At 66.9% G+C, this 24,983-nt stretch carries 20 protein-coding genes, 1 rRNA gene, 1 pseudogene and 1 riboswitch; of the genes and pseudogenes, 8 read left to right on the forward strand and 14 right to left on the reverse strand.

The annotated features are described in order from the left end of the window. A 5S ribosomal RNA gene (gene rrf / locus EAX62_RS07300) occupies nucleotides 1-87 on the forward strand; the annotation flags it as partial. A gap of 116 nt (nucleotides 88-203) precedes the next feature. Here rrf and EAX62_RS07305 read toward each other — a convergent pair. The 10 genes and pseudogenes from EAX62_RS07305 to EAX62_RS16880 all read right to left on the reverse strand — a co-directional run bounded on the left by EAX62_RS07305 (nucleotide 204) and on the right by EAX62_RS16880 (nucleotide 9,523). Then, nucleotides 204-1,097 (reverse strand): N-acetylglucosamine kinase, encoded by an 894-nt coding sequence (locus EAX62_RS07305; protein ID WP_121901068.1) that lies wholly within the window; start codon nucleotides 1,095-1,097, stop codon nucleotides 204-206. After that, nucleotides 1,094-1,927, reverse strand: a complete 834-nt coding sequence (locus EAX62_RS07310) for a hypothetical protein (RefSeq protein ID WP_233557858.1) — start codon at nucleotides 1,925-1,927, stop codon at nucleotides 1,094-1,096. Before EAX62_RS07310 ends, EAX62_RS07305 begins: the two co-directional genes overlap by 4 nt. Before the next feature lie 75 nt (nucleotides 1,928-2,002). Beyond that, nucleotides 2,003-2,098, reverse strand: a pseudogene (locus tag EAX62_RS17505) (DUF2510 domain-containing protein); the annotation flags it as partial. 29 nt (nucleotides 2,099-2,127) lie between these two features. After that, nucleotides 2,128-2,961 (reverse strand): DUF2510 domain-containing protein, encoded by an 834-nt coding sequence (locus EAX62_RS07315; RefSeq protein ID WP_121901070.1) that lies wholly within the window; start codon nucleotides 2,959-2,961, stop codon nucleotides 2,128-2,130. 24 nt (nucleotides 2,962-2,985) lie between these two features. Continuing rightward, a complete protein-coding gene (locus tag EAX62_RS07325) occupies nucleotides 2,986-3,840 on the reverse strand; it encodes a DUF2510 domain-containing protein (RefSeq protein ID WP_199711197.1) in 855 nt (284 codons plus the stop codon). Nucleotides 3,841-3,895: 55 nt separating this feature from the next. Continuing rightward, nucleotides 3,896-4,528, reverse strand: coding sequence for a DUF6518 family protein (locus EAX62_RS07330; protein WP_199711198.1), 633 nt, complete (start codon nucleotides 4,526-4,528; stop codon nucleotides 3,896-3,898). Nucleotides 4,529-4,590: 62 nt separating this feature from the next. Then, on the reverse strand, nucleotides 4,591-4,722 hold the full coding sequence (locus tag EAX62_RS17315) for a hypothetical protein (RefSeq protein ID WP_267897978.1): 132 nt from the start codon (nucleotides 4,720-4,722) through the stop codon (nucleotides 4,591-4,593). 1 nt (nucleotide 4,723) lies between these two features. Then, on the reverse strand, nucleotides 4,724-5,539 hold the full coding sequence (gene kduI, locus EAX62_RS07335; protein ID WP_121901072.1) for a 5-dehydro-4-deoxy-D-glucuronate isomerase: 816 nt from the start codon (nucleotides 5,537-5,539) through the stop codon (nucleotides 4,724-4,726). 70 nt (nucleotides 5,540-5,609) lie between these two features. Continuing rightward, on the reverse strand, nucleotides 5,610-6,380 hold the full coding sequence (gene kduD, locus EAX62_RS07340; protein ID WP_121901073.1) for a 2-dehydro-3-deoxy-D-gluconate 5-dehydrogenase KduD: 771 nt from the start codon (nucleotides 6,378-6,380) through the stop codon (nucleotides 5,610-5,612). Nucleotides 6,381-6,418: 38 nt separating this feature from the next. Continuing rightward, a complete protein-coding gene (locus tag EAX62_RS16880) occupies nucleotides 6,419-9,523 on the reverse strand; it encodes a DUF2264 domain-containing protein (RefSeq protein ID WP_199711199.1) in 3,105 nt (1,034 codons plus the stop codon). Between the two features lie 83 nt (nucleotides 9,524-9,606). Here EAX62_RS16880 and EAX62_RS07355 point away from each other — a divergent pair, with 83 nt between their 5' ends. Together EAX62_RS07355 and EAX62_RS07360 are read left to right on the forward strand one after the other, a co-directional pair. Next, nucleotides 9,607-10,680 (forward strand): substrate-binding domain-containing protein, encoded by a 1,074-nt coding sequence (locus EAX62_RS07355; protein ID WP_121901723.1) that lies wholly within the window; start codon nucleotides 9,607-9,609, stop codon nucleotides 10,678-10,680. A 100-nt stretch (nucleotides 10,681-10,780) separates the two neighbouring features. Then, complete coding sequence (locus tag EAX62_RS07360; RefSeq protein WP_233557902.1) at nucleotides 10,781-12,073, forward strand: glutamine synthetase family protein; 1,293 nt, start codon at nucleotides 10,781-10,783, stop codon at nucleotides 12,071-12,073. A 25-nt stretch (nucleotides 12,074-12,098) separates the two neighbouring features. Here EAX62_RS07360 and EAX62_RS07365 read toward each other — a convergent pair whose 3' ends face one another. Continuing rightward, entirely contained in the window at nucleotides 12,099-12,593 is a 495-nt protein-coding gene (locus tag EAX62_RS07365; RefSeq protein WP_121901075.1) for a sterol carrier family protein, read from the reverse strand. A 54-nt stretch (nucleotides 12,594-12,647) separates the two neighbouring features. Here EAX62_RS07365 and EAX62_RS07370 point away from each other — a divergent pair, with 54 nt between their 5' ends. The 3 genes from EAX62_RS07370 (at nucleotide 12,648) to EAX62_RS07380 (ending at nucleotide 17,704) form a co-directional block, all read left to right on the forward strand. Continuing rightward, entirely contained in the window at nucleotides 12,648-15,563 is a 2,916-nt protein-coding gene (locus EAX62_RS07370; protein ID WP_121901076.1) for a bifunctional [glutamine synthetase] adenylyltransferase/[glutamine synthetase]-adenylyl-L-tyrosine phosphorylase, read from the forward strand. 55 nt (nucleotides 15,564-15,618) lie between these two features. Next, a riboswitch (FMN riboswitch) is annotated at nucleotides 15,619-15,753 on the forward strand. A gap of 125 nt (nucleotides 15,754-15,878) precedes the next feature. Next, nucleotides 15,879-16,718 (forward strand): ABC transporter permease, encoded by an 840-nt coding sequence (locus EAX62_RS07375; RefSeq protein WP_147454050.1) that lies wholly within the window; start codon nucleotides 15,879-15,881, stop codon nucleotides 16,716-16,718. Then, nucleotides 16,715-17,704, forward strand: coding sequence for an ABC transporter substrate-binding protein (locus EAX62_RS07380; protein WP_121901724.1), 990 nt, complete (start codon nucleotides 16,715-16,717; stop codon nucleotides 17,702-17,704). Before EAX62_RS07375 ends, EAX62_RS07380 begins: the two co-directional genes overlap by 4 nt. 34 nt (nucleotides 17,705-17,738) lie before the next feature. On the opposite strand, the gene EAX62_RS07385 is transcribed toward EAX62_RS07380, so the two are convergent. Next, the gene (locus EAX62_RS07385) at nucleotides 17,739-19,973 is read right to left on the reverse strand and encodes an MMPL family transporter (protein WP_121901078.1); all 2,235 of its coding nucleotides are present in this window, start codon (nucleotides 19,971-19,973) and stop codon (nucleotides 17,739-17,741) included. A gap of 63 nt (nucleotides 19,974-20,036) precedes the next feature. Between EAX62_RS07385 and EAX62_RS07390 the strand changes: the two genes are divergently transcribed. Further along, nucleotides 20,037-20,561, forward strand: coding sequence for a MarR family winged helix-turn-helix transcriptional regulator (locus EAX62_RS07390; protein WP_121901079.1), 525 nt, complete (start codon nucleotides 20,037-20,039; stop codon nucleotides 20,559-20,561). A 240-nt stretch (nucleotides 20,562-20,801) separates the two neighbouring features. Further along, nucleotides 20,802-22,169, forward strand: coding sequence for a dicarboxylate/amino acid:cation symporter (locus EAX62_RS07395; protein ID WP_121901080.1), 1,368 nt, complete (start codon nucleotides 20,802-20,804; stop codon nucleotides 22,167-22,169). 12 nt (nucleotides 22,170-22,181) lie between these two features. On the opposite strand, the gene EAX62_RS07400 is transcribed toward EAX62_RS07395, so the two are convergent. Together EAX62_RS07400 and pta are read right to left on the reverse strand one after the other, a co-directional pair. Continuing rightward, complete coding sequence (locus tag EAX62_RS07400) at nucleotides 22,182-23,195, reverse strand: zinc-dependent alcohol dehydrogenase (RefSeq protein WP_121901725.1); 1,014 nt, start codon at nucleotides 23,193-23,195, stop codon at nucleotides 22,182-22,184. Between the two features lie 10 nt (nucleotides 23,196-23,205). Then, entirely contained in the window at nucleotides 23,206-24,978 is a 1,773-nt protein-coding gene (pta, locus tag EAX62_RS07405) for a phosphate acetyltransferase (protein WP_121901081.1), read from the reverse strand. Nucleotides 24,979-24,983: the final 5 nt, after the last annotated feature.

Consider the following 24,983-nt stretch of genomic DNA (forward strand, 5'->3'; position numbering starts at 1 on the left):
GGTCCCATCCCGAACCCGGAAGTTAAGCCTCTCAGCGCCGATGGTACTGCAGCGGGGACGCTGTGGGAGACTAGGACGCCGCCGGACTTACAAAATACCCCCTGGTAACCCCAGGGGGTATTTTTTTGTCCTTTTTCATATCGGTGCGTGCGTTCCCGGAAGTGGCGAGCGGAGCCGAACTCCAGGCCTGATTGCACGCACTATCACGAGCGGTCCACCAGAGCATCCAGCGAGGAACCCACTGCCACCTGGTTCAGCAGCGCGGCGCCGTCGAGGCCGCTTCCCTGTGCCGGCACCACCTGGACGCCGGGGATCCGCGCCGTGAGGGATTCCTCGAAGGAGGCCGCGACGAGTACGTTGCGGAAGACGTTACCGATCGTGCTGGCCACCGGATCTCCGGCCACGCTCTCCAGACCACTGGCAGCGCTGTGAGCCAACTGGTTGCCGGCGTCCCGGGAAATCTGTGCGCACACCTCGTCGGTGGCCGCCAACTCGGAGACGGTGCGTGCCCACGAGGCGATCCGTGCGACCCGGCCCGGGTCTGCCTGGATATCGAGGTAGAGCTGCGACAGGTCCCCGAACTCCGCCTCGGCCACCGCGGTCAGGGCAGTGGGCTCCCCACGGTGGTCCTGGGCTCGAAGAACCGCTGACAGAGCCTCACGTCCGATCCAGAAGCCAGAGCCCGCGTCACCCAGGAGATGTCCCCATCCGTCGACACGCTGCACGGTGTGGGGGCCGACGGCGAGGGTCACGGCTCCCGTGCCCGCGGCGACCACCACCCCCTCCCGATTTCCCAGTGCCCCGAGGTAGCTCGTGGTGGCGTCGTGGGCCAGCAGAACTGATCCGGCCGCGTCACCCAGCAGGGATGAGAGTTCGACTGCGGTGTCGTGGGCGCCGAGTCCGGATACGCCGAGGGCGACCACGTCCGCGCGCTCACCGTTCAGAGTCGTGAGCACGATGTCGCGGAGTTGGGGAAGCAGGGGATGGTCACTGCGGACACCTCCGAACTCGGGTCCACGGCGAGGGTGCCGGCCGGAGAACAGAAGCGTGCGCATACCTGACTGTCCCCCGTCCAGGGCAAGGAGCGTGATGCTCATGCGAGTCTCACGTCAGTCACCGCATCGCCCACCGCAGTGAAGCCGGGGTCATCCGAGGCGGGGACCGTGGACACCAGTACATGCATGACGCCGCCCTGCAGGATGGTCATGATGTAGACGTAGTCGCTGTCGATGTCTGCGACCCCCGTGACGGCCACATTGGCGGTCATGGCCACGACATCCCCTTCGGGGGCCCTGGCCGACTCGCTGACGATGGCCTGTGTGGCGTGCCCGGCGTAGAAATCGGAGCCCAGCATGCAGCCGACCATGGCGACGGCGGTGGCGCCGGTTTCGGTGAAGCCATCCTCTGCACGCACGGTGCCGACGGTGATGGAGGCCATCCAGTTCGCTCCGTAGAGCTTCGACTGTGAATTCGACTGGTGGATCCACGGGTACTGGACGGGCGTGGCGGCGAAGCCCTTCGCCGCAGCCACACTCAGGCCACCGCCGGATGCAAAGCGGCCGTCTGCACCCAGAACACCGATGGCGTCCGAGGCGGTGGCGGGGCATCCTGCCACGGCGTCGATGACGGTGCCGGCTTTGACGGGCGGCTCGTTGGAGGATGTGCTGGGGGTGGAGGGCGTCGTCGTCGGCGCGGGTGTGGTCGGATCCGGGGTGGGTTCGTCGATGGGCCCGGGCGTGCTGGCCTCGGTCGTCGGGTCAGCGGGTTGTGTGATGATCGGGGTGGGTGTGGGGGTGGGGGTTTGGCGGAAGAAGAGGAGCCAGGCAGCCACCACGATGATCATTGCGACGACGACGCCGAATGCGATCCACAGCCACAGGTTGATCTGAGCGCCGCTGGCGCGGGGAAGCGTCTGGGTGACGCCCACGAAGGATCCGGACTGCTGTGGGGCACTGTGTGCAGCGGGCGCGTCGAAACCGGGGCCTGCTGGGGGCGTGTTCGATGGCGGAGGAGACGTGTTGGATGTCCAATGGCGGCCGTCCCAGTACCGCAGATTGGGTCCCCCCGACGGGTCCGGAAACCATCCTGGCGCAGACATGGCGCCATGGTATCGGTGCCCGGGGCCCGTCAGTCCACACGCAACGAATCCGTCGCCCTGGCCACCTCGGCCAGATTCTTCTCGTCGTCGATGGTGGCACAGGAGATGAACACGGCGAACTTGTCGGCATCGCCGAGGTCAACAACGATGACGTCGACGACATCACCCTTGATGGAGCCCTGGTTCTCCACGTGGACATCTGCTGTGATGCGCCATCCGCCGTGACCATCGAGGCGGAACGATGCGTCGGTCAGGTCCTCACGGCCGGTGAACCCCATGTACAGCCCAGAGGAGGCAAGGCAGCCCATCAACTGGGTGGCGGTGCTGCGAGGATCCGTGAAGCCCTCGGAACGCAGGACCTCGCCGGCGCTCAGGTTACTCATCCAACTGCTTGTGATGGGCCTGATGGTTGAGTTGTGGTCGTACATCCAGGGCATGTAGACGGGCCTTGCTTCCCATCCCTTCGGTGCCTCGAACGACAGACCTCCCCCATGCATGCGGCCATCAGAGGAGACCTCCGAACGGTCGTCGAAGCTGTTCTGGGGGCAGTCGATGGTCTCGCCGGAACCCGTCTCCTCGGGTGGGCTCGGCGTCTCCGTGGGCGGCACCTCGTTCCACTGGCTGCCCGTCGGCCTCGCGGAGTTGGTGTCCTCAGCCGTTGTCGTCAGGCCACCGGGACGAAGAATGAAGACTGCCACCACCACGGCGATGACGCCCATCGCGATGACGAACCACAGCCACGGCCTCTTCGAGGGCGGCGGAGCCGCGCCGGCGGTGGTCTGCTGCGACCATGCGCCGCCGTCCCAGTAGCGCAAACCGCTGCCCGGATGGGACGGATCGGGGTACCAACCGGGCGCAGACACCCCTCCAGTGTAGGCAGGCCCGGCTCAGCGCTTCGACAGTGTGGCCAGCGCGTCGGCCACCTTGTCCTTGCGTCGCTGGTCCTCGATGGGGGCCTGACTGTGGAACAGCGTGAGGGAATCCTTGGCGCCGTTGTCCAGCACCACGATGACCACTTCGTCACCGCTGACGGGCTGGTCCGGGACGTTCCAGTAGTTCTCACGGATGATCCAGCCGGACACGCCGTCGCTGGTGGTGAAGGCCTTGTCCTCCAGTTTCTCGCGGTGATCCAGCGTGCGGTAGTAGTACGACGAGGACATGCAGTCGCTCAATTGCGTCGCGGCAGTGCGGGGATCACTGCTGAAGTCCTCCTTGGACACCTGGCCGATGGCCGTGATGGACACCCAGGAAGACGCAACACTGTCGCTCTGACCGGAGCGGTCCGAGGTGAAGTCGATGGTCCACCCACCGCCGTCCTTCCAGCCGGGGACGCCGCGGTACTGGATTCCTCCCGAGACGTACCACTGACCCTGCGGCCCGTTGTCGGCGTCCTCCACCAGTGGGCACGCCACGGGGCGTCCGTCCCCGTCGGTGGGCTCCGGGGAGGAGGGGGTCTCGGTGGGCTCAAGCTCGTTCCACTGGCTGCCGGTGGGCTTCGACGAGTTCGTGTCCTCGGGGCTGCCCCACGCATCCGTGCGCCACGGCTGCCACACCAGGACGGCCACCACGAGCAGTATCGACAACAGCCCCGCAATGATTCCCGTGACGGGCGCCCTCCGGGGTCCACCGTTTCCGGTGTCCGGTGTGGTGGAGGGTGGGGTGACGCTCGACCACGCCGCGCCATCCCAGTAGCGGGGTGTGCCGGAGCCACTCGGGTCGGGATACCAGCCGGGTTGCGCCATGCACCCATTATGGCCAACGTCGGGGCGAGCCCCCAATGCACGGGGGCGTCCAGGGTCAGGCGCTCCCGAGGAGACTGTAGGCGTAGACGAAGGCGCAGGCCACCGCAGCCGTCGCCGCCACGGCGGAGATCCTGACCATTGGAGCGTCCAGGCGCCGCACCACGACGACCACCAGCAACGCCGCGCCAACCACTCCCACCAGGATCCAGTACAACGGATGAGTGGTGTCGCCGACCACGGTCAGCCCATGGTTCATCTCGCCGATCCCGATTCCGGACAGCAGAGCCACCGCGGAGGCTGCTCGCCAGCCACGGGAGTGCAGCCATGAGGCTGCCACGCCCACGAAGGGGCCGACCACGAGGCCGATGACTCCGAACAGCACCGGGCTGTAGTAGATGCCCCGCATCTGGGAAACGACGGTGTAGCCCACCACCAGCCCGACGAACCCGATGCCCCCCAGCAGCGCGGACAGGGCCGTCCGGCCACGGATGAACCAGAGGATGAGGGCGCTCAGGATCGTCCAGCCACTGGCAGAGTTCGCGAAGGAGCTGAGCGCTTCGGGAAGGAATCCCTGGGCCAAGGACGTCAGGCCCCCCAGAAGGAGACTGGAGGCGACGACGAGGCACAGGGACAGGAGCGGGCCGGTTGGCGGGTCGACTCGTTGAGCTTCAACAGGGGTGGTCTTCACGGCCACATACTTCCAGCCGCTGAGGCGGCTTGGCGTTGCTCCACCGCCTCACCAGGGCTGTCTCAGGGAAGGATCGGGGGAACACCCGGGGCAGGGGTGCGGATGCAACCCAGGACCGCCTCGACCTGCTCGACAGTGCGCAGTGCGGCGCCGATGAGTACCTCACCGCGCCCTGCGAGCGGGTCGTCAGTCATGTCAGCGCATGTCGGTGACCGGAGCGGCGTCCATGTCGGTGAACGCCTGGTTCTCGCCAGCCATGGCCCAGATGAACGAGTACGCCTTGGTGCCGACGCCTGAGTGGATGGACCAACTGGGCGAGATGACGCCCTGCTCGTTGCCGACGATGAGGTGGCGCGTCTCGGAGGGCTCGCCCATGAGGTGTACCACGCGTGCGTCGTCCTCCACATCGAAGTACAGGTAGGACTCCATGCGGCGGTCGTGCGTGTGCGCCGGCATGGTGTTCCACATGCTGCCGGGGGAAAGCGTCGTGACGCCCATCATGACCTGGCAGCTCTTGACGTCGCCGTTGAACAGCAGCTGGCGCAGCGTGCGCTCGTTGGAGGTCTCCTTGGCGCCGAGCTCCAGCACGTTGCCGTCCTCCGGGCCCACGAGCGTGGTGGGGTAGGCGGTGTGGGCGGGCGCGCTGTAGAGGTAGAAGCGGCCCGGCGCCTCGAATGTGACGTCCTTGGCGCCGCGACCGATGTAGAGCAGGCCCTTGCGCGGCAGGGTGTACTCGGTGCCGTCGACACTCACCGTGGCGTCGGCACCAATGTTGATGATGCCGGCTTCGCGGTTGTCGAAGAAGTGGTCCGTGTGCAGGGCCTCGGGAGTCGGCATCCTCAATGCAGCCTCGGTGGGGACGGCGCCGGCCATGATGATGCGGTCGTAGTGGCTGTAGACGAACTTCATCTCGCCGTCGAGGAACAGGTCCTCCACGAGGAAACGCTTCCGCAGCTCGGCGGTCTGCATGGTGGCCACGTGCTCCGGGGCGCTGGCGTAACGGTTCTCCATTGTTGCTACTCCTTCTTGAGTTGCCCCACGGATGCAGGGCGATGGTTCGTGTGGTGTGGGGGTGGCTGTATCAGCGGCCGAGCCAGCCGCCATCGACGGCCAGCAGGGTGCCGTGGACGTAGGCGGAGGCCTTCGAGGCGAGGAACACGACGGCACCCGCCAAGTCCTCTGCGTCCCCCCACCGGCCCGCGGGGATGCGTTCCAGGATGGACTGGGACCGGCCCTCGTCTGCGCGCAGCTGGGCAGTGTTGTCGGTGGCGAAGTAGCCCGGCACGATCGCGTTCACGTTGATGCCCTGGCTGGCCCACTCGTTGGCCATGGCGTGGGTCAGGCCCGCGACGGCGCTCTTGCTGGCCGTGTAGGAGGGCACGTTGATGCCGCCCTGGAAGCTCAGCAGCGAGGCGGTGTTGATGATCTTGCCGCCCTCACCGCCGTCCTTCATCGCCTTGGCCGCAGCCTGCGCCAGGAAGAACACGGCCTTCTGGTTCACCTGGATGACGTCATCCCAGTCGGTCTCGGTGAAGTCCATGGCGGGGGTGCGCCGGATGATGCCGGCGTTGTTGACGAGGATGTCAATGCGGCCGAACTCGGCAACCACGTCGTCGACAAGCTTCGCCAGTTCGGCGACAGGGGCCTTCGACAGGTCGCATGTCAGGGTCAGGGTGCGACGGCCCAGCGCATGGATCTGCGCTGCCGTCTCGTCGGCGGGCTTCGAACTGCCGACGAGGGCGACGTCGGCGCCGGCCTGGGCGAGGGCCACGGCCATGGCCTGGCCGAGTCCGCGGGTGGCGCCGGTGACGAGCGCCACCTTGCCGTGGAGGGAGAAGTTTTCGAGGATCATGAGGGGGATTTCCTTCCGGTGGATGATCAGGCGAATGCTCAGGCGGTGGGTGCCCAGAAGGACACCCAGTCAGGGTTGTGGCGGCGCAGGAGGGCCTCCATGTAGTAGTAGTCGCCCCAGAGGTTGCCCTCGTCGATACCGCGGCCACCGTGCTTGGCGTAGACGCCGTGCAACAGGAGACAGTTCTCGGGGCCCTCGGCAGTGGTGGCGTAGTTGGCCTCGAGTGAGTCGAGGATGCGGTCGGCCGCCTCCTGGTACTCGGCCCTGCCGGTGATGGCGGCCAGCTCGTTCAACCCGCAGACGGCGATGGCGCCTGCCGAGCTGTCGCGCGGCTCATCGCTGCCGTCGGTGAACACCATGTCCCAGAAGGGCACGCTGTCCTCGGGGAGGAGATCGAGGAAGCGCCGGGCGCAACGCTGCGCCACGGCCAGGAGCGCGGGATCTCCGGTGTGGGCGTGGTTGAGGGCGAAGCCGTAGATGCCCCACGCCTGACCTCGTGCCCACGTCGAGTCGTCTGCGTGGCCCTGCGCCGTGGTGCCGTACAACGGTGCACCCGTTGCGACGTCCCAGTGGAACGTGTGGTGGGTGGTGTCGTCATCGCGGACGATGGAGGTGCCCAACAGGCCGGCGTGGCGACGGGCCGCCGCGGCGTAGCGGGTGTCACCCGTGATCTCGGTGGCCCAGTAGAGCAGCGGCATGTTCATGAGGCTGTCGATGATGGCGCGGCCGGCCTGCGCAGGATCGTTCAGGTCGCCCCAGGACTGGATGATGCCGACAGAGGGGATGACGCGGGTCATGAGTTGGTCCGCGGCAGCGATGGCGGCATCGCGTGCACCCTCGTCACGATCGTGGCGCCAGGCGGTGACGCACGACAGTGTGTACAGGAAACCCAGGTCGTGGTGGTCGATGTGTACCTTGCGCTCGATGCGGTCGACGAAGCTGGGGATGTGGCGGCGTGCAGCCTCGACCCACTTGTCGTCGCCGGTCAGCTCCCCGGCTGCCCAGAACATGCCGGGGACGAAGCTCGTCGTCCATTCGGTGTTGCCGCCCTCGGGTTCGCCGAACTGCGCCTCGCGCAGCGGGTAGACGCCGTCAACCGTGACGTCGTCGGGATAGCGCGTACCGAACTGGTCATCGAGCTGCTGGAGAGTCGCGAGGGCGCTGTCAGCTGCGGGGGATAGGGGCATCGAGGTGCCTTTCGGGATGGTGGGGGTGAGGGCCTGGATTGGGGTGGTGACGCCGTCGGGCCAGGTCACGAGGAATGTGGTGGTGCCCCCTGTGGCTGACACGGAAAGGCTGGCCTGACCGGAGTCGGTGGTGGCGCCCAGTTCGGCGAGGACGCCCTGCCACAGGGGCCCGTCGACGGGGAAGCTGACGAACGGGGTTGAGGAGGTCTCCGACAGTGGACTGGCGTCGATGCGGTGGTCGATGCCGAGAGTGCCGCCCGGGGTCAGGGCCGTGAGGCGTGTGGTCAGCCCCTCAGCCGTCGAACTGGTGCTGTCGTCGGTCCGGGCGTCGCGAGGATGGTTGGCGGACAGGGGCCAGCCACCGAAACGCAACCGCACCGCGGTTGTGGCCGGCGTGGTGACACTGGCCACCCGCACCTCCCAGGGGCCTCGCACCAGCGAGACCATCAGTAGGGAACCGGCCGGTGTTGCGGTCCCGGGCCATCCGATTGCCTCATGCTGCGGGGGAGCCAGCGCGTCGACCCAGTGGGCCTCGGCCAGAGAGGACGCAAGCCCCACGGGCCCCGCAGGTGTGCCGATCACGCGGCAGTCCAACCGTTGCATCCCGGTGCGGTGGGTTGCTCGCCCGTCGCCGTCGAGCAGGGCGATGGTGTTGTCGAGGGGATTGGCCCAGCTGTCGTCGTCCAGCAGCGGCGACGTGGCAGTGGAGTAGCCGAGCCGGGCATACAGGGGGCTGTCGGCTGCGTCTGAGTGGATCAGCCCATGGTCGGTGCCGTGGTTGACCACCCGCAGGACGCCGTCGGCCACAGTGCCGTGGACGAGCCATCCGGGCGCCTCGACGGCGATCAACTGGTCGGCCTCATCGATGGGTAGGGGCGCAGCATCCTGGGTCCACACCGCATGGGTCTCGGGCAGGGCAACCCCCAACAGGCCCTTCACAGCCCAGTAGGGGGAGCCGGGGCCGGTGTAGAACTGTGCCAGTTGTGGCCAGGAACGTTTCCAGCCGACGTCGAGGATCCCGGGGGAGTTCGCTGCCCGGGCATCCACGAAGTGCCCGACCACTCGGGAGGCTGCCGTGCGAAGCAACCCCGGCGACGGGCTGTCGACGCCGGCCATCGCGCCGACCCAGAAGGGGGCGGCCGCGGCGAAGCGGTAGGTCAGGCTCCGGCCCTGGATGAGCGGGGAGCCGTCCGCACCCACGAGGCGGATGGCGTCGTCGAGATAGCGCTGGAGGGCGCGTCGATCGGACTCGACGCGCGGGGCGGCCAGGTCGGCTGCGCCGTGCATGCGGGACCAGAGGGTGGGGTACAGGTGGAGCGCCCAGCCCACGTAGTGGTCGAAGTTGCGACCCTCGCCGTCGCTCAGCCAGCCGTTGGCGCGGATGAACGTGTCGTGGGTGGCGAGATCCTCGTCGATGTCGCCGATGCTGTGGTGCGCGCCCACCGAGCGCAGGAAGGTCTGCACGACGATGCGGAACCAGACCCAGTTGTTGCGCCAGTAGTTCTGGTCGCCGACGGCCGGCTCCAGCCAGGCCACGACGCGGTCCTGCACGGCGGGTGGCATCCGGTCCCAGATCCAGGGTTGGGTCATGTCGAGGCCGAGCGCGATCGAAGCGGCTTCCACCTTCGCCTGCGGATGCTCGTCGAGGCGTGGCCAGCGTTCGGGGGAGAAGGGATTGGTTCCTGCGTCGATGCCTGCCGCGTACCACTGCGCGGTGCCCAGCGGGTCCGCTCCTCCGTCGCCCGCGAGACGGAAGGCGGCCAGGAGGAAGGTGCGCGCGAATCCCTCAAGGGCGTCGACGCGGGCCCCCAGAAGGCCTGGTACACCCGGGAATCTGAATCCGGCGTGTGAGGGGGACGCATGGGGCCGCACCGCCAACAGCATCTGGTCAGCGAAAGTGGTCCAGGTGCGGCGGTCGTTCCAGTTCGGTGTCGTTGCCACCGGCCTTGTGGTCACCCAGACCTCCTCCCTGATCGAAATGGATCGTTTATGATCATCACTCTAACAAAAACGGTCGTGGTGTGGGTAAAGTGATCAACATGACGAATGAGTTGCTCCCGGACGGACGCCGCGACCGCATTGTCGCCGAGCTCCGTGCCAGAGGCATGCTCAGGGTCAGTGATCTGGCGGAACTCCTGGGGGTGGCACCTGTCACCCTGCGGCGCGATATTGCCCGCCTCGCGGCCGAGGGGGTGGTCCGCAGGCTCCACGGTGGCGCCGTGCTCAACGAGCCCGTCAAGGAGGTCTCGGTCCAGATGGAGGCTCCTGTTCGCGTCGGGATGCTGGTCCCGTCGCTCGACTTCTATTGGCCCGAGGTGATCCGCGGCGCCCAGGACATGGCCGAGGAACGCGGTGCCGTCCTGATGCTGCGGGGGACCTCCTACGAGGACGCCGATTTCCGCGCCCACGCCACACACCTGATCGCGGCCGGAGTGGATGCCCTGCTCATGGCACCGGATGTCACAACGCGGGCCACGATGGAGCTGCTCGAATGGTTGCAGGAGACGGAGGTGCCCTTCGTGCTGGTGGAGCGTGATGCACGGGGGACCTCCACGGCGCTGCCGTTCGAGTCCGTGACCACCGACCATCTGGGCGGTGCCGGGGCGGCCGTGAGGCACCTCGCCGCGGACGGACACACCCGTGTCGGTTTCGTATGGAACCCCGGGAGTCCGCACCGGGAGGAGATCCGGCGCGGATGGGCGTTGGCGGTGCAGGAATGTGGGCTGCGCCCCGACGCTTTCACCCGTGAACTGCGCCGGCACGAGCCCGGGGATGAGGCGCCCGCCGTCGCCGAGCTGGTGCGGGACTGCATCGACGCCGGAACCACGGCGCTCCTGGTCCACGCCGACCGGGAGGCGATCGCCATCGCCCAGCAGTGCCAGGAGGAGGGGCTGTCGGTCCCCGGTGACCTCTCGATCATCGCCTACGACGACGAGGTGGCAGGCCTGTTCAGCCCCGCACTCACCGCCGTCCGGCCGCCACGTATCTCCATAGGGCGAGCGGCCATGGGGCTGGTGATGGACCGCCTCCGCGACGCGGGCCGACCGACCCACCGCGTGGTCATCACGCCCCGGTTGAACGTGCGTGAATCCACCGGCCCCACGGGTTCCTGAAGGCCTGCGGTGGTCATCTGATGATGGTCACGTGCCACGAGCGTCGATGAGCGGGCACACTAGGGTCATGGACAGGCAGACCGAGTACGTTTTGCGTTCGATGGAAGAACGCGACATCCGCTTCGTGCGGTTGTGGTTCACCGATGTGTTGGGCGTGCTGAAGTCCGTGGCCATCGCCCCCGCAGAGGTTGAGGGCGCCATCTCCGAGGGGGTCGGCTTCGACGGTTCGGCCATTGAGGGATTTGCGCGCGTCTTCGAGTCGGACATGGTGGCGCACCCCGACCCCTCCACGTTCCAGGTGCTGCCCTGGCGTCAGCTGGAGCGTGGCACCGCGCGCATGTTCTGCGACATCAGCCTGCCCGACGGGTCTCCCAGCTTCGCCGATCCCCGCTACGTCCTCAAGCGTGCCCTTCAGAAGGCCGCGAACCTGGGCTTCACGTTCTACATCCACCCCGAGATCGAGTTCTTCCTGCTGAAGCAGCTGAACCCGCCGGTGCCGCTGGACGACGGCGGCTACTTCGACCACACAACGCTGGGTGACGGCACCGATTTTCGTCGCGATGCCATCACCATGCTGGAAAAAATGGGCATCTCGGTGGAATTCAGCCACCACGAGGCAGCCCCCGGCCAGCATGAGATCGACCTGCGCTACGCCGATGCCCTCACCATGGCCGACAACATCATGACCTTCCGCGTCGTCATCCGGGAAGTGGCGGTCAGCCAGGGGATCCACGCCACCTTCATGCCCAAACCCTTCTCGCAGCACGCCGGCTCGGGCATGCACACCCACATGTCCCTGTTCGAGGGCGACACCAACGCGTTCTACGACGGTGCCGACGAGTACCGCCTCAGCAAGACCGCCCGACACTTCATCGCGGGCCTGCTGCGCCACGCCCCCGAGATCACCGCCGTCACCAACCAGTGGGTCAACTCCTACAAACGGCTCAGTGGCGCCAGTGAGGCCCCCACCTACGCGTGCTGGGGAAGGGCGAACCGTTCCGCCCTGATCCGTGTCCCGCAGTTCGCCCCCGGCAAGTCCTCCTCGGCCCGCATCGAGTACAGGGCACCCGACGCTGCCGTCAACCCCTACCTCGCCTACGCGCTCATGCTCAACGCAGGCCTGGCCGGGATCGAGGGGGAGTACGAACTGCAGGAGGAGACGGAGGACGAGGTGTGGCGCCTGTCCGCCCGCGAGCGTCGCGCACTGGGAATCCAGTCGCTGCCACGCAGCCTCGACGACGCCCTGAACATCATGGAGAACAGTGAGCTCGCTGCCGAAACCCTGGGTGAGCACGTGTTCGAGTACTTCATGCGCAACAAGCGTGAGGAGTTCGAGGTCTACCGTCAGCAGGTCACTCCCTGGGAACTGGAACGCCACATCGCCGTCCTGTGACCCCTGGGATTGCGCGCAGTGCCGGTCAGCGCTCAGCAGCCCCGGACCAGATCGGGAACGCCTTCTGCACCTCGTGTGCGTGGGCCCCCGAACTGCGGATGTGGTGCGCGCTGTCCTCCCACGTCCAGCGTCCAGTCGCCAGGTCGATGAAGACCAGGGGAGACATTTCCACGACGTTGGGTGGGGTGCCCCGGGTGTGACGGGGGCCCGTCCCGAAGCCGATCTGCACGGCGGAGAACGGAGGCACCCTCACTTCGATGCTCGCGCCGGGGTGGCGGCTGCCCAACCGGGCGCTCGCCCCGCGACAGATGGCGGCCGTCAATTCTTCCCCGAGCTCGAGGGAGTGCTCTCGCGCGGCCTGCGCGGTGGACAGGAGGACATCGGTGAGATCGGGACGGCGGTTCGCGAGTTCGGCACTGAGCTCCAGACCCAAATCGGCCGCGCGGCCGCACTCGATGGCACCCAGACATGTGAACAGGTCCTGCAGTGCCTCCACGACTGAAACGGCGGGTTTGAACATCAATTCCCCCTCTTCGTCGGTGGGCTCAACTCTATCAATCGGTAGTGTGTTCCCGTGAGCAGGGTCTCTTCCGCCGTGGGCGATTTCGCGCGACGTGGCTTCGACTCGCCCAGAACCGCCGCAGCCACCTGGGATCGGTGGTGCGAGAGGTGCGGCCACGAGCCGAACGTGGCCCTTGAAGACTTCCAGGACGTCGCTGACCGGGATCGCGCCCTCGACATTGTGTCGCGTATCGACGAGGCCGACCCGGGCCTTTTCGCGGAAGTGGCCCGTGACAAGTCCTGGCTGCGCCGGCTCGTCGTCGTGGCTGGCGCCTCGTCGGTGCTGGGGCAGTTCCTCGCACGTCACCCCGAGGAGGTGGAGTGCCTTCGCGCCGAGCGTCCCGCGCGCGATGCCCACGGATGGCGCGCCTTCTACGCTGAGCGGGTGGAGATGGTGGACGACGTGGCCGTCGGTCACTCCGATGACCTGCGACGCGCCCACCATGCGGCACTTGTGGAGATCGCCGCCAGAGACCTGACCGCGGCCGATCCAGTGCTGGTTGTGGACGCCGTGGCACGGGAGATTGCCCATACGGCGGACGCCGTGCTCCATTTCGCCCTGGCCCACGCGCGCGCCGAGGTGCCCGACTGGCGCGACGTGCGGCTGGCGGTCATCACCATGGGGAAGACGGGCGCCCAGGAACTGAACTACCTCTCCGACGTGGACGTGATCCACATCGCCGAGCCGGCCGACGGCGTCTCCATCGAGCACGCCATGCAGGTGGGCACCCAACTCGCCGCTGCACTGGCGCGCATCTGCTCGGCCCACACCAGCCAGGGAACCATCTGGCAGGTGGATGCGGCGTTGCGACCCGAAGGCAATGCGGGACCGCTGGTGCGCACGATCTCGTCCTGCCGCAGCTACTACGAGAAATGGGCGAAGGGCTGGGAGTTCCAGGCGCTGCTGAAGGCGCGCCCAGCGGCCGGTGACCTCGCTCTCGGGGCGGAGTTCTGCTCCATGGTGGGGCCCATGGTCTGGGCGGCGGGTGAGCGGGACGGCTTCGTGGCCGATGTCAGGGCCATGCGCACGCGGGTGGTGTCGATGATCCCCGCCGGCCAGGCCGACCGCGAGATCAAGTTGGGGGAGGGTGGTCTGCGCGACACCGAGTTCGCCGTTCAGTTGCTGCAACTGGTGCATGGCCGCGCCGACGAACGGCTCCGGGTCCGTGGCACGATCCCCGCACTGGAGGCACTTGTGGCCAACGGTTACATCGGGCGCACCGACGGGGCGGAGATGGAGCAGGCGTACCGCTTCCAGCGTGTGTTGGAGCACCGGGTGCAGCTCCGGCAGATGCGACGCACCCACCTGCTGCCCGACGACGACCTGGCGATGGCTCACGTGGCCCGCACGCTCGCTCTCACCGCCGATGAGGTGGTCAAGCGCTGGCGGAGCAGCACGAGGAGCGTGATGAGGCTGCAGCGCAGGATCTTCTTCTCCCCGCTGCTGGAGACTGTCAGTACCATCCCCGCAGAGGGACTCCGCCTCTCCACGGAGGCGGCCAAGACGCGCATGCGTGCCCTGGGGTTCTCGGATCCACGCTCGGCCCTCGGCCACATCCAGGCGCTGACGAAGGGTTCGAGCCGTCGCTCCGAGATCCAGCGTCAGCTCCTGCCGGTGATGCTGGGATGGTTCGCTGAGGGCCCCAACCCGGACTTCGGGCTGCTGGCGTTCAGGCAGTTGTCCGAGAAGCTGGGGGACACCAGCTGGTACCTGCGGGCGCTGCGCGACGAGGGTTGGATGGCGCACCGGTTGGCGCGCGTCGCATCGTCCAGCCGGTACGTGGTGGACCTCATGAAACGGGCACCCGAGATGGTGCAGATGCTGGCGAGCCGCTCCGAACTGGAGCCGCGCTCGGCAGCCGACCTCACCGACGCCATGACGCGTGCCGCCAACCGCCACGACGACGAGGAGAAGGCCATCGCGTCGGTGCGTGGGCTGCGTCGCCGGGAACTGTGCCGTATCGCGCTGGCCGACGTTTTGGGGAACGCGGACGTCAACCCCGTGGGGGTCGCACTGTCCGACCTCGCCTCGGCATCCATCGACGCAGCACTGGCCATCGCTTCCCGCACGGTGGAGTCCCCGCCGGTGGGGGTGGTGGCGCTGGGCAGTTGGGGCGGCAACGAGATGAGTTATTCCTCGGATGCCGACGCCATGTTTGTCGTGGCCGACGACGTCGACGCGCAGGGGCGGGCGGCGGCCACGGCACTGGTGAGGAGGGCCGCCGACATCCTGGGCAAACCCGGACCCGAGCCGGCACTGGTCCTCGACAGTGACCTGCGGCCCGAGGGCAAGGGCGGTCCGCAGGTGCGCAGCGTCTCCTCCTACGCCACGTACTACGACAAATGGTCCTCCACGTGGGAGGCCCAGGCCATGCTTCGGGCACGGCCGGGAGCGGGCGACCTCCAGCTCGCCGCCGCCGTCATCGACGGCACCGACCCGCTGCGGTACCCCAGGGGTGGGCTCACCCACCAACAAACCGCCGACATCAGGCGGCTCAAGTCGCGGATGGAGGCTGAACGGATCCCGAAGGGTGTACCCAAGGAACGACACCTGAAGCTGGGATCCGGCGGATTGTCCGACATTGAGTGGACCATCCAGCTCATCCAGTTGGGTCACGCGCACGAGCATCCGGAACTCCGAACGCCCGCGACACTGGAGGCGCTTGCCGCCGCCGCATCACTGGATCTCGTGACAGCCCGCCAGGCCCACGACCTCCGGGCTGCCTGGGAGCACATCAGCCGCCTGCGCAACGCCATGATGCTGGTGCGGGGGAGGGCCAGCGATTCCCTCCCCGCCGACTTCCGCGAGTTGGCCGCGATTTCCGACCTTCTTGGCTACGGTCCGCGCCAGTCGTCGCAGATGCTCGAGGACACGCGGCGCCTCATGCGACTGGCGTTCCAGGTGGCGGACGAACTCTTCTGGCAGTGAGCGCTGTGGGGCGGCTCAGCCACACCGGAGTCCGTTGCTAGGATGGGGTGCAACATACGTGTTCCGGGGTCGGTGCAAGTCCGAACCGGCGGTGACAGCCCGCGACCCTCTGACGCTCGCAGGAGCGGACGAGGTTGATTCGGTGGAACTCCGAGGCCGACAGTCAAAGTCTGGATGGGAGGAACGCGCGCTGTGGCATCCGTGCCCAGCGACGGCTCATGCATGCCACCGTGCGCATGCATGTGTGTCGTCGCCGGAAACGGCCATGCCGCGGCGTCTCGATCAACCCCGGACCTGACTTGAAAGGTTTCGGGAGTGACTGGTCGCACACAGGCCCGCTCAGTGGCGCACTGGGGGCTGTGGTCCGCCTATCCTGGGCGTGTCAGATCAGACCACGGCGCATGGCGGTGGATTCCCGCACCTCTGGCACTGATGGTGGTCCTGCTCATCTGGTGGGGAGTCACCGCGACCGGACTGGTCCCAAAAATCGTGCTTCCCAACCCCGTTGACGTCGTCGTGCGGGTGGCCGACTGGGTGGTTGACGGCACGGGATGGCGCTATCTGGCGCCGACGCTGGGGGCTGCGCTGCTCGGCAGCGTGATCGCGATGGTGGGGGCGATTCCGCTGGGCGTTGCCATAGCCCACTCACGCCTGCTGGCCGCAATCTTCGAGCCGTTCGTCGCCTTCTCCCAGACCATCCCGCTGGTGGCGATCGCACCCCTGCTCGCGCTGTGGATCGGCTACGGACTGGTGCCCATCGCCGTGCTGTGCGCCATCATCTCGTTCTTTCCCATGGTCACCACGACGGTCATCGGTCTGCGGGGCATGGACATGCGCATCATCGAGCACGCCATGCTCGACGGCGCCTCCCCGGTGCAGCGCCTCCTCCACGTCGAAATGCCCATCGCCGCCCCCGCCGTGCTCGCGGGTATTCGGGCGGGGTTCGTTCTCTCGATGACGGGCGCCATCGTGGGTGAATTTGTCATGGGCGGGGCAGGACTCGGCACACTCCTCACGATCTCCAGGGAGGCAGCCGACAGCGTCGGTGTCTTCGCCGTCCTGGTGTGGATCGCTGTGGCAGCACTCGTGCTGCAGGGCTCCATCCAGATTGCTGAGCGAGCAAGCACCCACCGACTCCAAGGAGAACACTCATGAGAACCACACGTCGTCAACTCCTCAAGGGTGCGCTCGCCGCGGGTGCCCTCACCGGCCTCGCCGCCTGCACCACCCCTGTCGCGGAGCCGACACCGGAGCTCCCGGCACTGACGATCGGCCTCACCTACATTCCCAACGTGCAGTTCAGCCCGTTCTACGTGGCCGTGAACTCCGGGCTCTTCTCCGAGCAGGGCCTCGACGTGACCCTGCGGCATCACGGCGCGCAGGAGGATGCATTCGGTGCACTGCTGGCCGCGCAGGAGGACATCGTGTTCGCCAGCGGGGACGAGGCCGTGGTGGCGTCGGCCACGGGTGCGACGTTGGCCACGTTCGGTACCGGTTTCCAGCAGTTCCCGGGGGTCCTGCTGGCGGCGAAATCCTCCGGCATCACAGGGGTTGAAGACCTCAGAGGCCGAACCATCGGGATGCCCGGGCACTTCGGCTCCAGCTACTACACCGTTCTGGCCGCCCTGCACCACGCAGGCCTGGGCGAGGGCGACGTGAAGTTGCAGGACATCGGCTACACCCAGGTGAGCGCCCTGACCACTGGCAGGGTGGACGTCGTGGTGGGCTACAGCAACAACGAGACCGTGCAGTTCGCCAACACCGGGTTCGACGTTGTGGAGATTGCGGTGCAGGATCCGGCTGAGCCGACGCTCGTGGGTCCGGGACTCGTCACCGTCCCTGGCCGACTGAATGACGAGGTCCTCACCCGCGTCAACGCCGCCGTGTTGGAGGCCGAGAAGCGGATCCTGATGGACCCCGACCTGGCGATCGAAGCCACCAAGCAAGAGGTGCCCACGCTGTCCGACCCTGAACAGGAGAAGACCGCTCGCGCAGTTCTGGAGGCAACCTCGAAGCTGTGGCTCCGCGACGGGGAACCCACCCTGGCCGTGGACCCGGCGGCCTTCGAGCGGATGGGGAAGTTCTTGGCCCAGGCGGGCATCATCAGCGCACCCCCGGCAGGCTCCACCATCGCGCTGTGACGCGACGGCGGAGCTTCTCCCCGAGGAAAGCTGCTCAACCAGGGGCGCTGGTCTCGACCTGCTCCGCGTCGATGCCGTGTCGGCCGAACCGGTCCACGTGCAGCCGCTTCGGCCACCAGATGGCCGGGCCGATGTCGTAGGTCAGGGCAGGTACCAGCAGGGTGCGCACCACGAAGGTGTCGAGCAGCACGCCGAACGCAACAATGAATGCCAACTGCAGCAGGAACAGGATGGGCAGCACAGCCAGGGCGCTGAAGGTGGCGGCCAGCACGATGCCGGCCGACGTGATGACGCCGCCAGTCACTGCGAGGCCCCGGACGATGCCCTGCCGGGTGCCGTGGACCAGGGACTCCTCCCTCACGCGGGTCATGAGGAAGATGTTGTAGTCGATGCCCAGCGCCACCAGGAACACGAACCCGTACAGCGGCACCGACGGGTCTGCCCCCGGCAGCTTCAGGACGTGGTTGAACACGATGGCAGACGTGCCCATGGCGGTGCCGAAGGACAGCACCGTCGTGGCGATGAGCAGCACCGGGGCCAGCACGCTGCGCAGGAGCAGCATGAGGATGACGAGGATGACCACCAGCACCACGGGGATGATGAGGTTGCGGTCGTGGATGGAGGTGTCCTTGGTGTCGATGGCCACCGCGGTCGTCCCACCCACCTTGGCCGTGTTGCCGAGGTCAGCCCTCAGCGACCTGACGGTGGACTCGGCCTCGGGGGTGTCGGCAGGGTCAGTCAGCGTTGCCTGGAGCAGGACCTGGCCGCCGTTGACGGTTGGCTCCGGTGCAGGGGTTCCGGGGGGTCCGAGTGGCTGTACGCCGTCAGTGGTGACGGGCGCCGAGCCCGACGGGGAATCCGTGGCCAGCACGCTCAGCGATGAGACGCCGTCGGAGGCCAGCAGCACGTCGGCCACCCCTTGGAGGCGTGCCGTGTCAACGAGCACGTTGGCAGGGTCGCCGGATCCACCGGGGAAGTGGTCCGCCAGGACAGCCTGCCCGTCGCGTGCATCACTGGTTCCCAGCACGAGTTCGCTGGCGGGGACGCCGTCGGCCTTCAGGGTGGGAACGAATGCGGCACCGGCCGCCAACAGCAGCGCGCACACGATCCACGTGGCCCGTGGCCTCTTCGTGATGAAGCGCCCAGCAGCGGCGTAGGGGCCCGATGTCATCTGGGCCTCGGATGAACGATCGGGGTCGAACAGGGGGCGGCGTGGCCAGAAGGCGCTGCGGCCCACCAGGTACAGCATCGCCGGCAGCAGAGTCAGCGCGGCGAGCATGGCGAACACGATGCCGATGGCGGCCACGGGGCCCAAGGATTTGTTGGAGGACAGGTCGCTGAGCAGGAGGCACAGCAGTCCCGCGATGACGGTGCCGCCGGAGGCGATGATCGGTTCGAAGGCTCCCTTGAGGGTGGCCATCGTCGCCACGTGGCGGGACGTGTGGCGGCGCAGTTCCTCGGCGTAGCGGGAGGTGTACAGAAGGGAGTAGTCGGTGGTGGCGCCGATGACGAGAATGAAGAGGATGCCCTGGGTCTGCCCGTTGAGGGTGAGGATCCCCGCCTTGGCCAGCCACCAGTTCACCAACAGCGCCACGCAGAGAGCGAACAGGCTGGTGGCGAGCACCAGAAACGGCAACAGCACTGCCCGATACACGAGAAGAAGGATGACGAGGACCGCCCCCAGCGCCACGAGCAGCAGGATGCCGTCAATCCCGGCGAAGGCATCCGTGAGGTCTGCGGTGAACCCGGCCGGTCCGGTGACGTGGGCTGTGACGCCGTCGGGGAGGTTCTCGCGGAGCCTGTCGCGGATGGTGTTGACCGTGTCGCCGATCTCGGAATCCGTGGACAGTGGGGCGAAGGCCTGGGCCGCCAATCCGTCCTCGGAGGGGATGAGCGGGGATGTGGAATCCACTCCGTCGAGGTCTGCCAGGGAGGCCACTGTGTCCGACAGCGTCTTGAGGGTGGCCTCGTCGAGAGGAGAGGCGGAGTCCACGATGACGATGGCGGGGATCTGGCTGTCCCCGACGAAGTCGATGAATCGCTCACCCACCGTGGTGGCGTCGGCGTTGGCCGGCAGGAAGCTTGCCTGGTCGTTGCTGGCGACCTCGTCGATGCGTCCGAAATAGGGACCGCCCACGCCGGCCGCCGCGAACCAGATGACGACGAGGACTGCAGGCAGGAGGATGCGCAGAACACTCGATGACCTGGGCCGCGACTGCCTGTCCGGGCGGTGGCGCCCGGCCGCAGTCTTCGTGTCGGTTGCGGTCACGGAATCTCCTTGAACGTTTTATGACTAGTTAATCTAGCTGATGTTTAAGCTAGACTAACTAGCATGTCGTCGTCAATCCCATCCGAGAACTCGGAACAGGTGGGGCGCTACACCGCAGTCGGGAGCTCCGTGACCCGGGCTCTGCGTGATCTGCTCCGCAACTATGGCGACCTTCAGCGCCACGTCGCCGACGAGTTGAAGCTGGGTCGCAACGACGTCGCCGCGCTGGAGCACCTCATCGGCAACTCGGGGGTGGGCCCTGCCGGCCTGGCATCCCTGCTCGGGATCACCACGGCCTCCGCCACCGTCCTCGTGGACAGGCTCGAGGAAGCCGGTCACGTCGAACGACGCAGGCATTCCCATGACCGTCGACGCAAACAGCTCGTGGTGACCGAGCACGCCCAGAACGCGATGTTCGCGACACTGAAACCAGTGTTCGACATGCACAGGGACATCGACACGTACTACACGCAGAACGAGCAGGCCGTCATCGAGTCCTATCTGCGCAGGGTCAGCGAGCACTACCGGGCGCACGTGCACGGCTCTGCCGGCGAAGCGATCCCCAAGGCCCCGCCCGTCCACCATTGAGGGAACCCCACGGGAATGCCGACGGTATTCCCCAGTTCGCTGGTGGCGGACGGAGTTGCTGGATGTGCCGTGCCGCTGGTGTGATGAGGTCATGGTCCTGCTTCTCGTCACCCGTGCGTGGGTCGATCTGCAACGCCAGTCCAGCGCGATCTGTTGAGGGCCCGCCCCTCCTCATCGCCAACATCCCGCCCTGTTGGGGCGGGCGGACCATCCGTTTACCCACTGCCCCAAGGGATCACCATGTCTGCGACCACTCAGGTTGAGGCGCAACCCTCTGCGCCCGAGAAGAAGAATCCGCTCTCCAAGTTCAGCGTGCAGATCGTCCTTGGACTCGTCATCGGTGTCGTGCTCGGCGGCATCGCCGTCGCCATCGGCCCCAACGGTGTTGGCGAGGACGCCCCACCGAACTGGCTTTCCGTCACCCTCGACGAGATCGGCGGCGCCTACGTGGGCCTGCTGAAGCTCCTCGTCGTCCCGCTCGTCGTCACCGCTGTCATCTCCTCCATAGCCCGGCTGCGGGAAGTTGCCAATGCGGCCCGTCTCGCGCTGCAGACACTGTTGTGGTTCGCGATCACGGCATTCATCTCGGTTCTCGTGGGCATCGGTGTGGGCCTCGTCACGCGGCCCTGGCTGACGGGCGGGGTGACGTCGGCCGCCGAGCGTGAGCCGAGCTCCATGGGCTCCTGGACCGCGTTCCTGACGGGCCTGCTGCCGGAGAACATCTTCGGTCTGGGGGTGCGGGTGTCCGGGTCCGTCGACACAGGCTTCACCGGTAGCGCATCGGTCAACGTGCTGCAAATCCTGGTCCTGTCCATCGCCTTCGGTATTGCTGCGCTCAAGGTGGGGGAGAAGGCTGACGGCTTCATCAGCTTCACCGAGTCCGCCCTCGCCGTGGTGCAGAAGGTCCTGTGGTGGATCATCCGCTTGGCGCCCATCGGTACGGCCGCCCTCATCGGACACGCCATCGTTGCCTACGGCTGGGCGTCGCTCGCCTCGCTGGGGACCTTCACCGCCGCCCTGTACGTCGGGCTCATCATCGTCTGGGCCGTCGTCTACCCCGTGATCCTGAAGCTGAACGGTCTGCCCGTCGCCACGTTCTACCGCAACGTGTGGCCCGTCATCACCCTCGGCTTCGTGACCCGCTCGTCCATGGGTGTCATGCCCGTCACCCAGCAGGTGACGGAGCGCAACCTTGGCGTCCCGCGCTCCTATGCCAGCTTCGCGGTACCGCTGGGCGCCACCACCAAGATGGACGGATGCGCCGCGGTGTATCCCGCACTGGCGGCCATCTTCGTGGCCCAGTTCTACGGCATTGACCTCAGCATCACGCAGTACCTGCTCATCATCTTCGTATCCGTGCTGGGCTCGGCCGCAACCGCTGGCACCACCGGCGCCACGGTGATGCTCACGCTGACCCTGTCAACGCTCGGACTGCCGCTGGCTGGCGTCGGCCTGCTGCTGGCCGTCGAGCCCATCGTGGACATGGGCCGCACCGCCCTGAACGTCACGGGCCAGGCGCTGGTGCCCACGATCGTTGCCAAGCGTGAGGGCATTCTCAACCGGGGGATCTACGATGAGGCACCCTCGTTCGATGGGGTGCGCATCTGAGGCACGCGTTGGTCAGGGAAACTCGAGGACCACCCGACCCGGCATGGGCCAGTTGGCCATCTTCTCCAGAATGGCGTTGATGGATGATAGGTCTGCCGGGTGCACGGTGGGGCGGATGTTGCGCTGGGCTGCGAGCGCCAGGGCCCGGGAGAGGTCGTGTCGAGTCCCGACGATGGACCCTCGCATCGTGATCGCCCGCATGACCAGGTCGTAGATGTTGACAGAGAAACTGCCCGGTGGAACGCCGTTGAGCACCACGGTGCCACCGGGGCGCATCATTCCCAGAGCCTGGCCGAATGCTGCGGTGGACACGGCCGTGACGAGAGCGCCGTGGGCGCCGCCGATCTGGCGGTGGATGTATCCGGCAGGATCAACCTTCTTGGCGTTGATTGTCATTGTGGCGCCGAGCGACGCCGCGAGGTCGAGCTTGGTCTCGTCGATGTCAGTGGCGATGACCTGGAACCCCATCGCAGCGGCGTACTGCACCGCGAGATGTCCCAGGCCGCCGATGCCGGAGACAACCACCCAGTCGCCGGGCTTGGCGTCCACCATGCGCAGTCCCTTGTAGACAGTCAATCCGGCGCAGATGAGGGGAGCGGCGTGGAGGAAGTCGATGCCGTGGGGGATGTGGGCGACGTAGGCGGCATCGGCCACCACGTACTCGGCGAACCCGCCCGCGACGTCATATCCACTGCGTTGCTGCTGAGGGCACAGTGTCTCCCAGCCCGACAGGCACGCCTCGCAGTTTCCGCATGCCCGATGCAACCACGGGACACCCACCCTGTCGCCCACCGCGACGGAGGTGACTCGCTCGCCGATCTCCACTACCTCCCCCACAGCCTCGTGGCCGGGAATGATCGGTAACGCGGGCTTGTCGGGCCAGTCGCCGCGCGCAGCGTGCAGATCCGTGTGGCAGACGCCGGATGCACGCACCCTCACCAGCACCTCCCCGGCCCCCGGGGTGGGGATCGGAAGATCCAACAACTCCAGTGGCGCTCCGAACGTGGTGACGACTGCCGCCTTCATGGTGCTCACGTCACTGCACCTCTGATGCCTGTACGGCTGTGATGGCTATCGTGTTCACGATGTCACCGACTGTGGCGCCGCGCGACAAGTCGTTGACCGGCTTGTTCAGGCCCTGCAGCACCTGCCCAATGGCGAGGGCTCCGGCAGTGCGCTGCACCGCTTTGTAGGCGATGTTTCCTGCATCCAGGTCAGGAAACACCAGTACTGTGGCCCGGCCAGCGACTGGTGATCCGGGGCGCTTGCTGCGGGCCACACCGGGATCCACAGCAGCGTCGAATTGCAGGGGACCATCAACGAGCAGCCCGGGCTCTCGCTTCGCCACGAGGGCGGTTGCCTCGGCCACGAGGTCCACATCTGACCCCAATCCGGACTGTCCTGTGGAGTACGACAACATTGCGACGCGTGGCTCAATACCGAAGTCACGAGCCGTGGCGGCGGAGCTGATGGCAATGTCTGCCAGCTGGATCGGTGTGGGGTTGGGGTTGACGGCGCAGTCGCCGAACACCAGCACGTGATCGGCAAGACACATGAAGACAACGGAGGACACGACCGAGACGCCGGGTCGGGTCCTGATCACCTCGAGTGCTGGACGAATCGTGTGCGCAGTTGTGTGCGCTGCGCCGGAAACCATTCCTCCGGCCAAGCCCTCCAGCACCATCATGGTGCCGAAGTAGGAAACATCTGTGACCTTCTCGCGCGCCTGCTCAAGCGTGACCCCCTTCTTCGCGCGCAGTTCGGCGTACCGCATTGCGAACTGCTCGAGGTGCTCGCTGTCGGCTGGGTTGATGAACTCGGCACACGAGATGTCGGCTCCCAGCTCAGCCGCTTTGGCCTTGATGGCCAGCGGGTCGCCGAGCAGCGTGAGTCGGCAGACGCCGCGCGTGAGCAGGGCGGCGGCCGCGAGGAGGATCCTTGGTTCATCGCCCTCGGGGAGAACTATGTGTTGGCGCGCGGCTCGGGCCCGCCGCAGGAGAAGATGCTCAAAACGCAGTGGAGTCATGGCGACCGACTCCTGCGTGCTGACGGCGACATCTGCGTCCAAGCGAGACCGTCCGCAGGCACTACGCAACGCAGTCGCCACCGAGGCACGCGGCGCTGAAGCATTCTCGACTGTGACGCCGGGGAAGGTCGACTGGAGTAGCCGCGTCCATGCGGGATCCATCGTGCCGCAGCACACGATGCTTGCGGGGGTCGCTCTACCAGTCATTCCGGCGACCGCGAGTGCCAGTTGTACGTCCTGACGCTGTGCGTCGAGCACCACCACACAGCCCGGCTTCAACTGCCTCAGCAACTCGTCGACGTCTGCGCCACTGACGACGAGTGAGGAGTCACTCGCCTGTGCCGCGTCGGGGCGCAACGTTCCCCGAACCGTGACATGCCGGGCCCGGGCAGCAGCGATTGCTGCGGCCTCGGCGGCCTCGTCGACCACGAGGAGTGCCGGAGTTCCCAAGTTGGCAGCCAGTTCGGCATTCAGGTCGAACTCCAGAGCCGCCAGAGCGCTGCCCCCGGCAGATCCAACCACCAACACGGCATCGTGGGTTCCCAGCAATTCACCGTGAAGATCGAGCAGGTATGACTGCGTGCTGGCACGGTCGGCAAATGCACTCATGAGGCCGACGCCGGCATGCGTGATGCCGAGTCCCGTATCGGGATGGTCCGTGAAGGGACTGAAAACGGCGATGGACTTGTGGTTCCTTCCCCACACGGCGGTGATGCGTGCAACGAGCCCCGTGATGTCGGCGTCCGACGTCGTGGACAGCAAGAAAAGGGACTGTGCCGTCATGTGTG

The organism is Tessaracoccus antarcticus, from assembly GCF_003688855.1.
GTDB lineage: Bacteria > Actinomycetota > Actinomycetes > Propionibacteriales > Propionibacteriaceae > Arachnia > Arachnia antarctica.

Coding starts and splice junctions, on each gene's coding strand:
- EAX62_RS07305 (WP_121901068.1), bottom strand. CDS start 1,097: ATGAGCATCACGCTCCTTGCCCTGGACGGGGGACAGTCAGGTATGCGC.
- EAX62_RS07325 (WP_199711197.1), bottom strand. CDS start 3,840: ATGGCGCAACCCGGCTGGTATCCCGACCCGAGTGGCTCCGGCACACCC.
- EAX62_RS17315 (WP_267897978.1), bottom strand. CDS start 4,722: ATGACTGACGACCCGCTCGCAGGGCGCGGTGAGGTACTCATCGGCGCC.
- kduI (WP_121901072.1), bottom strand. CDS start 5,539: ATGGAGAACCGTTACGCCAGCGCCCCGGAGCACGTGGCCACCATGCAG.
- kduD (WP_121901073.1), bottom strand. CDS start 6,380: ATGATCCTCGAAAACTTCTCCCTCCACGGCAAGGTGGCGCTCGTCACC.
- EAX62_RS07355 (WP_121901723.1), top strand. CDS start 9,607: ATGACGAATGAGTTGCTCCCGGACGGACGCCGCGACCGCATTGTCGCC.
- EAX62_RS07360 (WP_233557902.1), top strand. CDS start 10,781: ATGGAAGAACGCGACATCCGCTTCGTGCGGTTGTGGTTCACCGATGTG.
- EAX62_RS07365 (WP_121901075.1), bottom strand. CDS start 12,593: ATGTTCAAACCCGCCGTTTCAGTCGTGGAGGCACTGCAGGACCTGTTC.
- EAX62_RS07380 (WP_121901724.1), top strand. CDS start 16,715: ATGAGAACCACACGTCGTCAACTCCTCAAGGGTGCGCTCGCCGCGGGT.
- EAX62_RS07390 (WP_121901079.1), top strand. CDS start 20,037: ATGTCGTCGTCAATCCCATCCGAGAACTCGGAACAGGTGGGGCGCTAC.
- EAX62_RS07395 (WP_121901080.1), top strand. CDS start 20,802: ATGTCTGCGACCACTCAGGTTGAGGCGCAACCCTCTGCGCCCGAGAAG.
- EAX62_RS07400 (WP_121901725.1), bottom strand. CDS start 23,195: ATGAAGGCGGCAGTCGTCACCACGTTCGGAGCGCCACTGGAGTTGTTG.
- pta (WP_121901081.1), bottom strand. CDS start 24,978: ATGACGGCACAGTCCCTTTTCTTGCTGTCCACGACGTCGGACGCCGAC.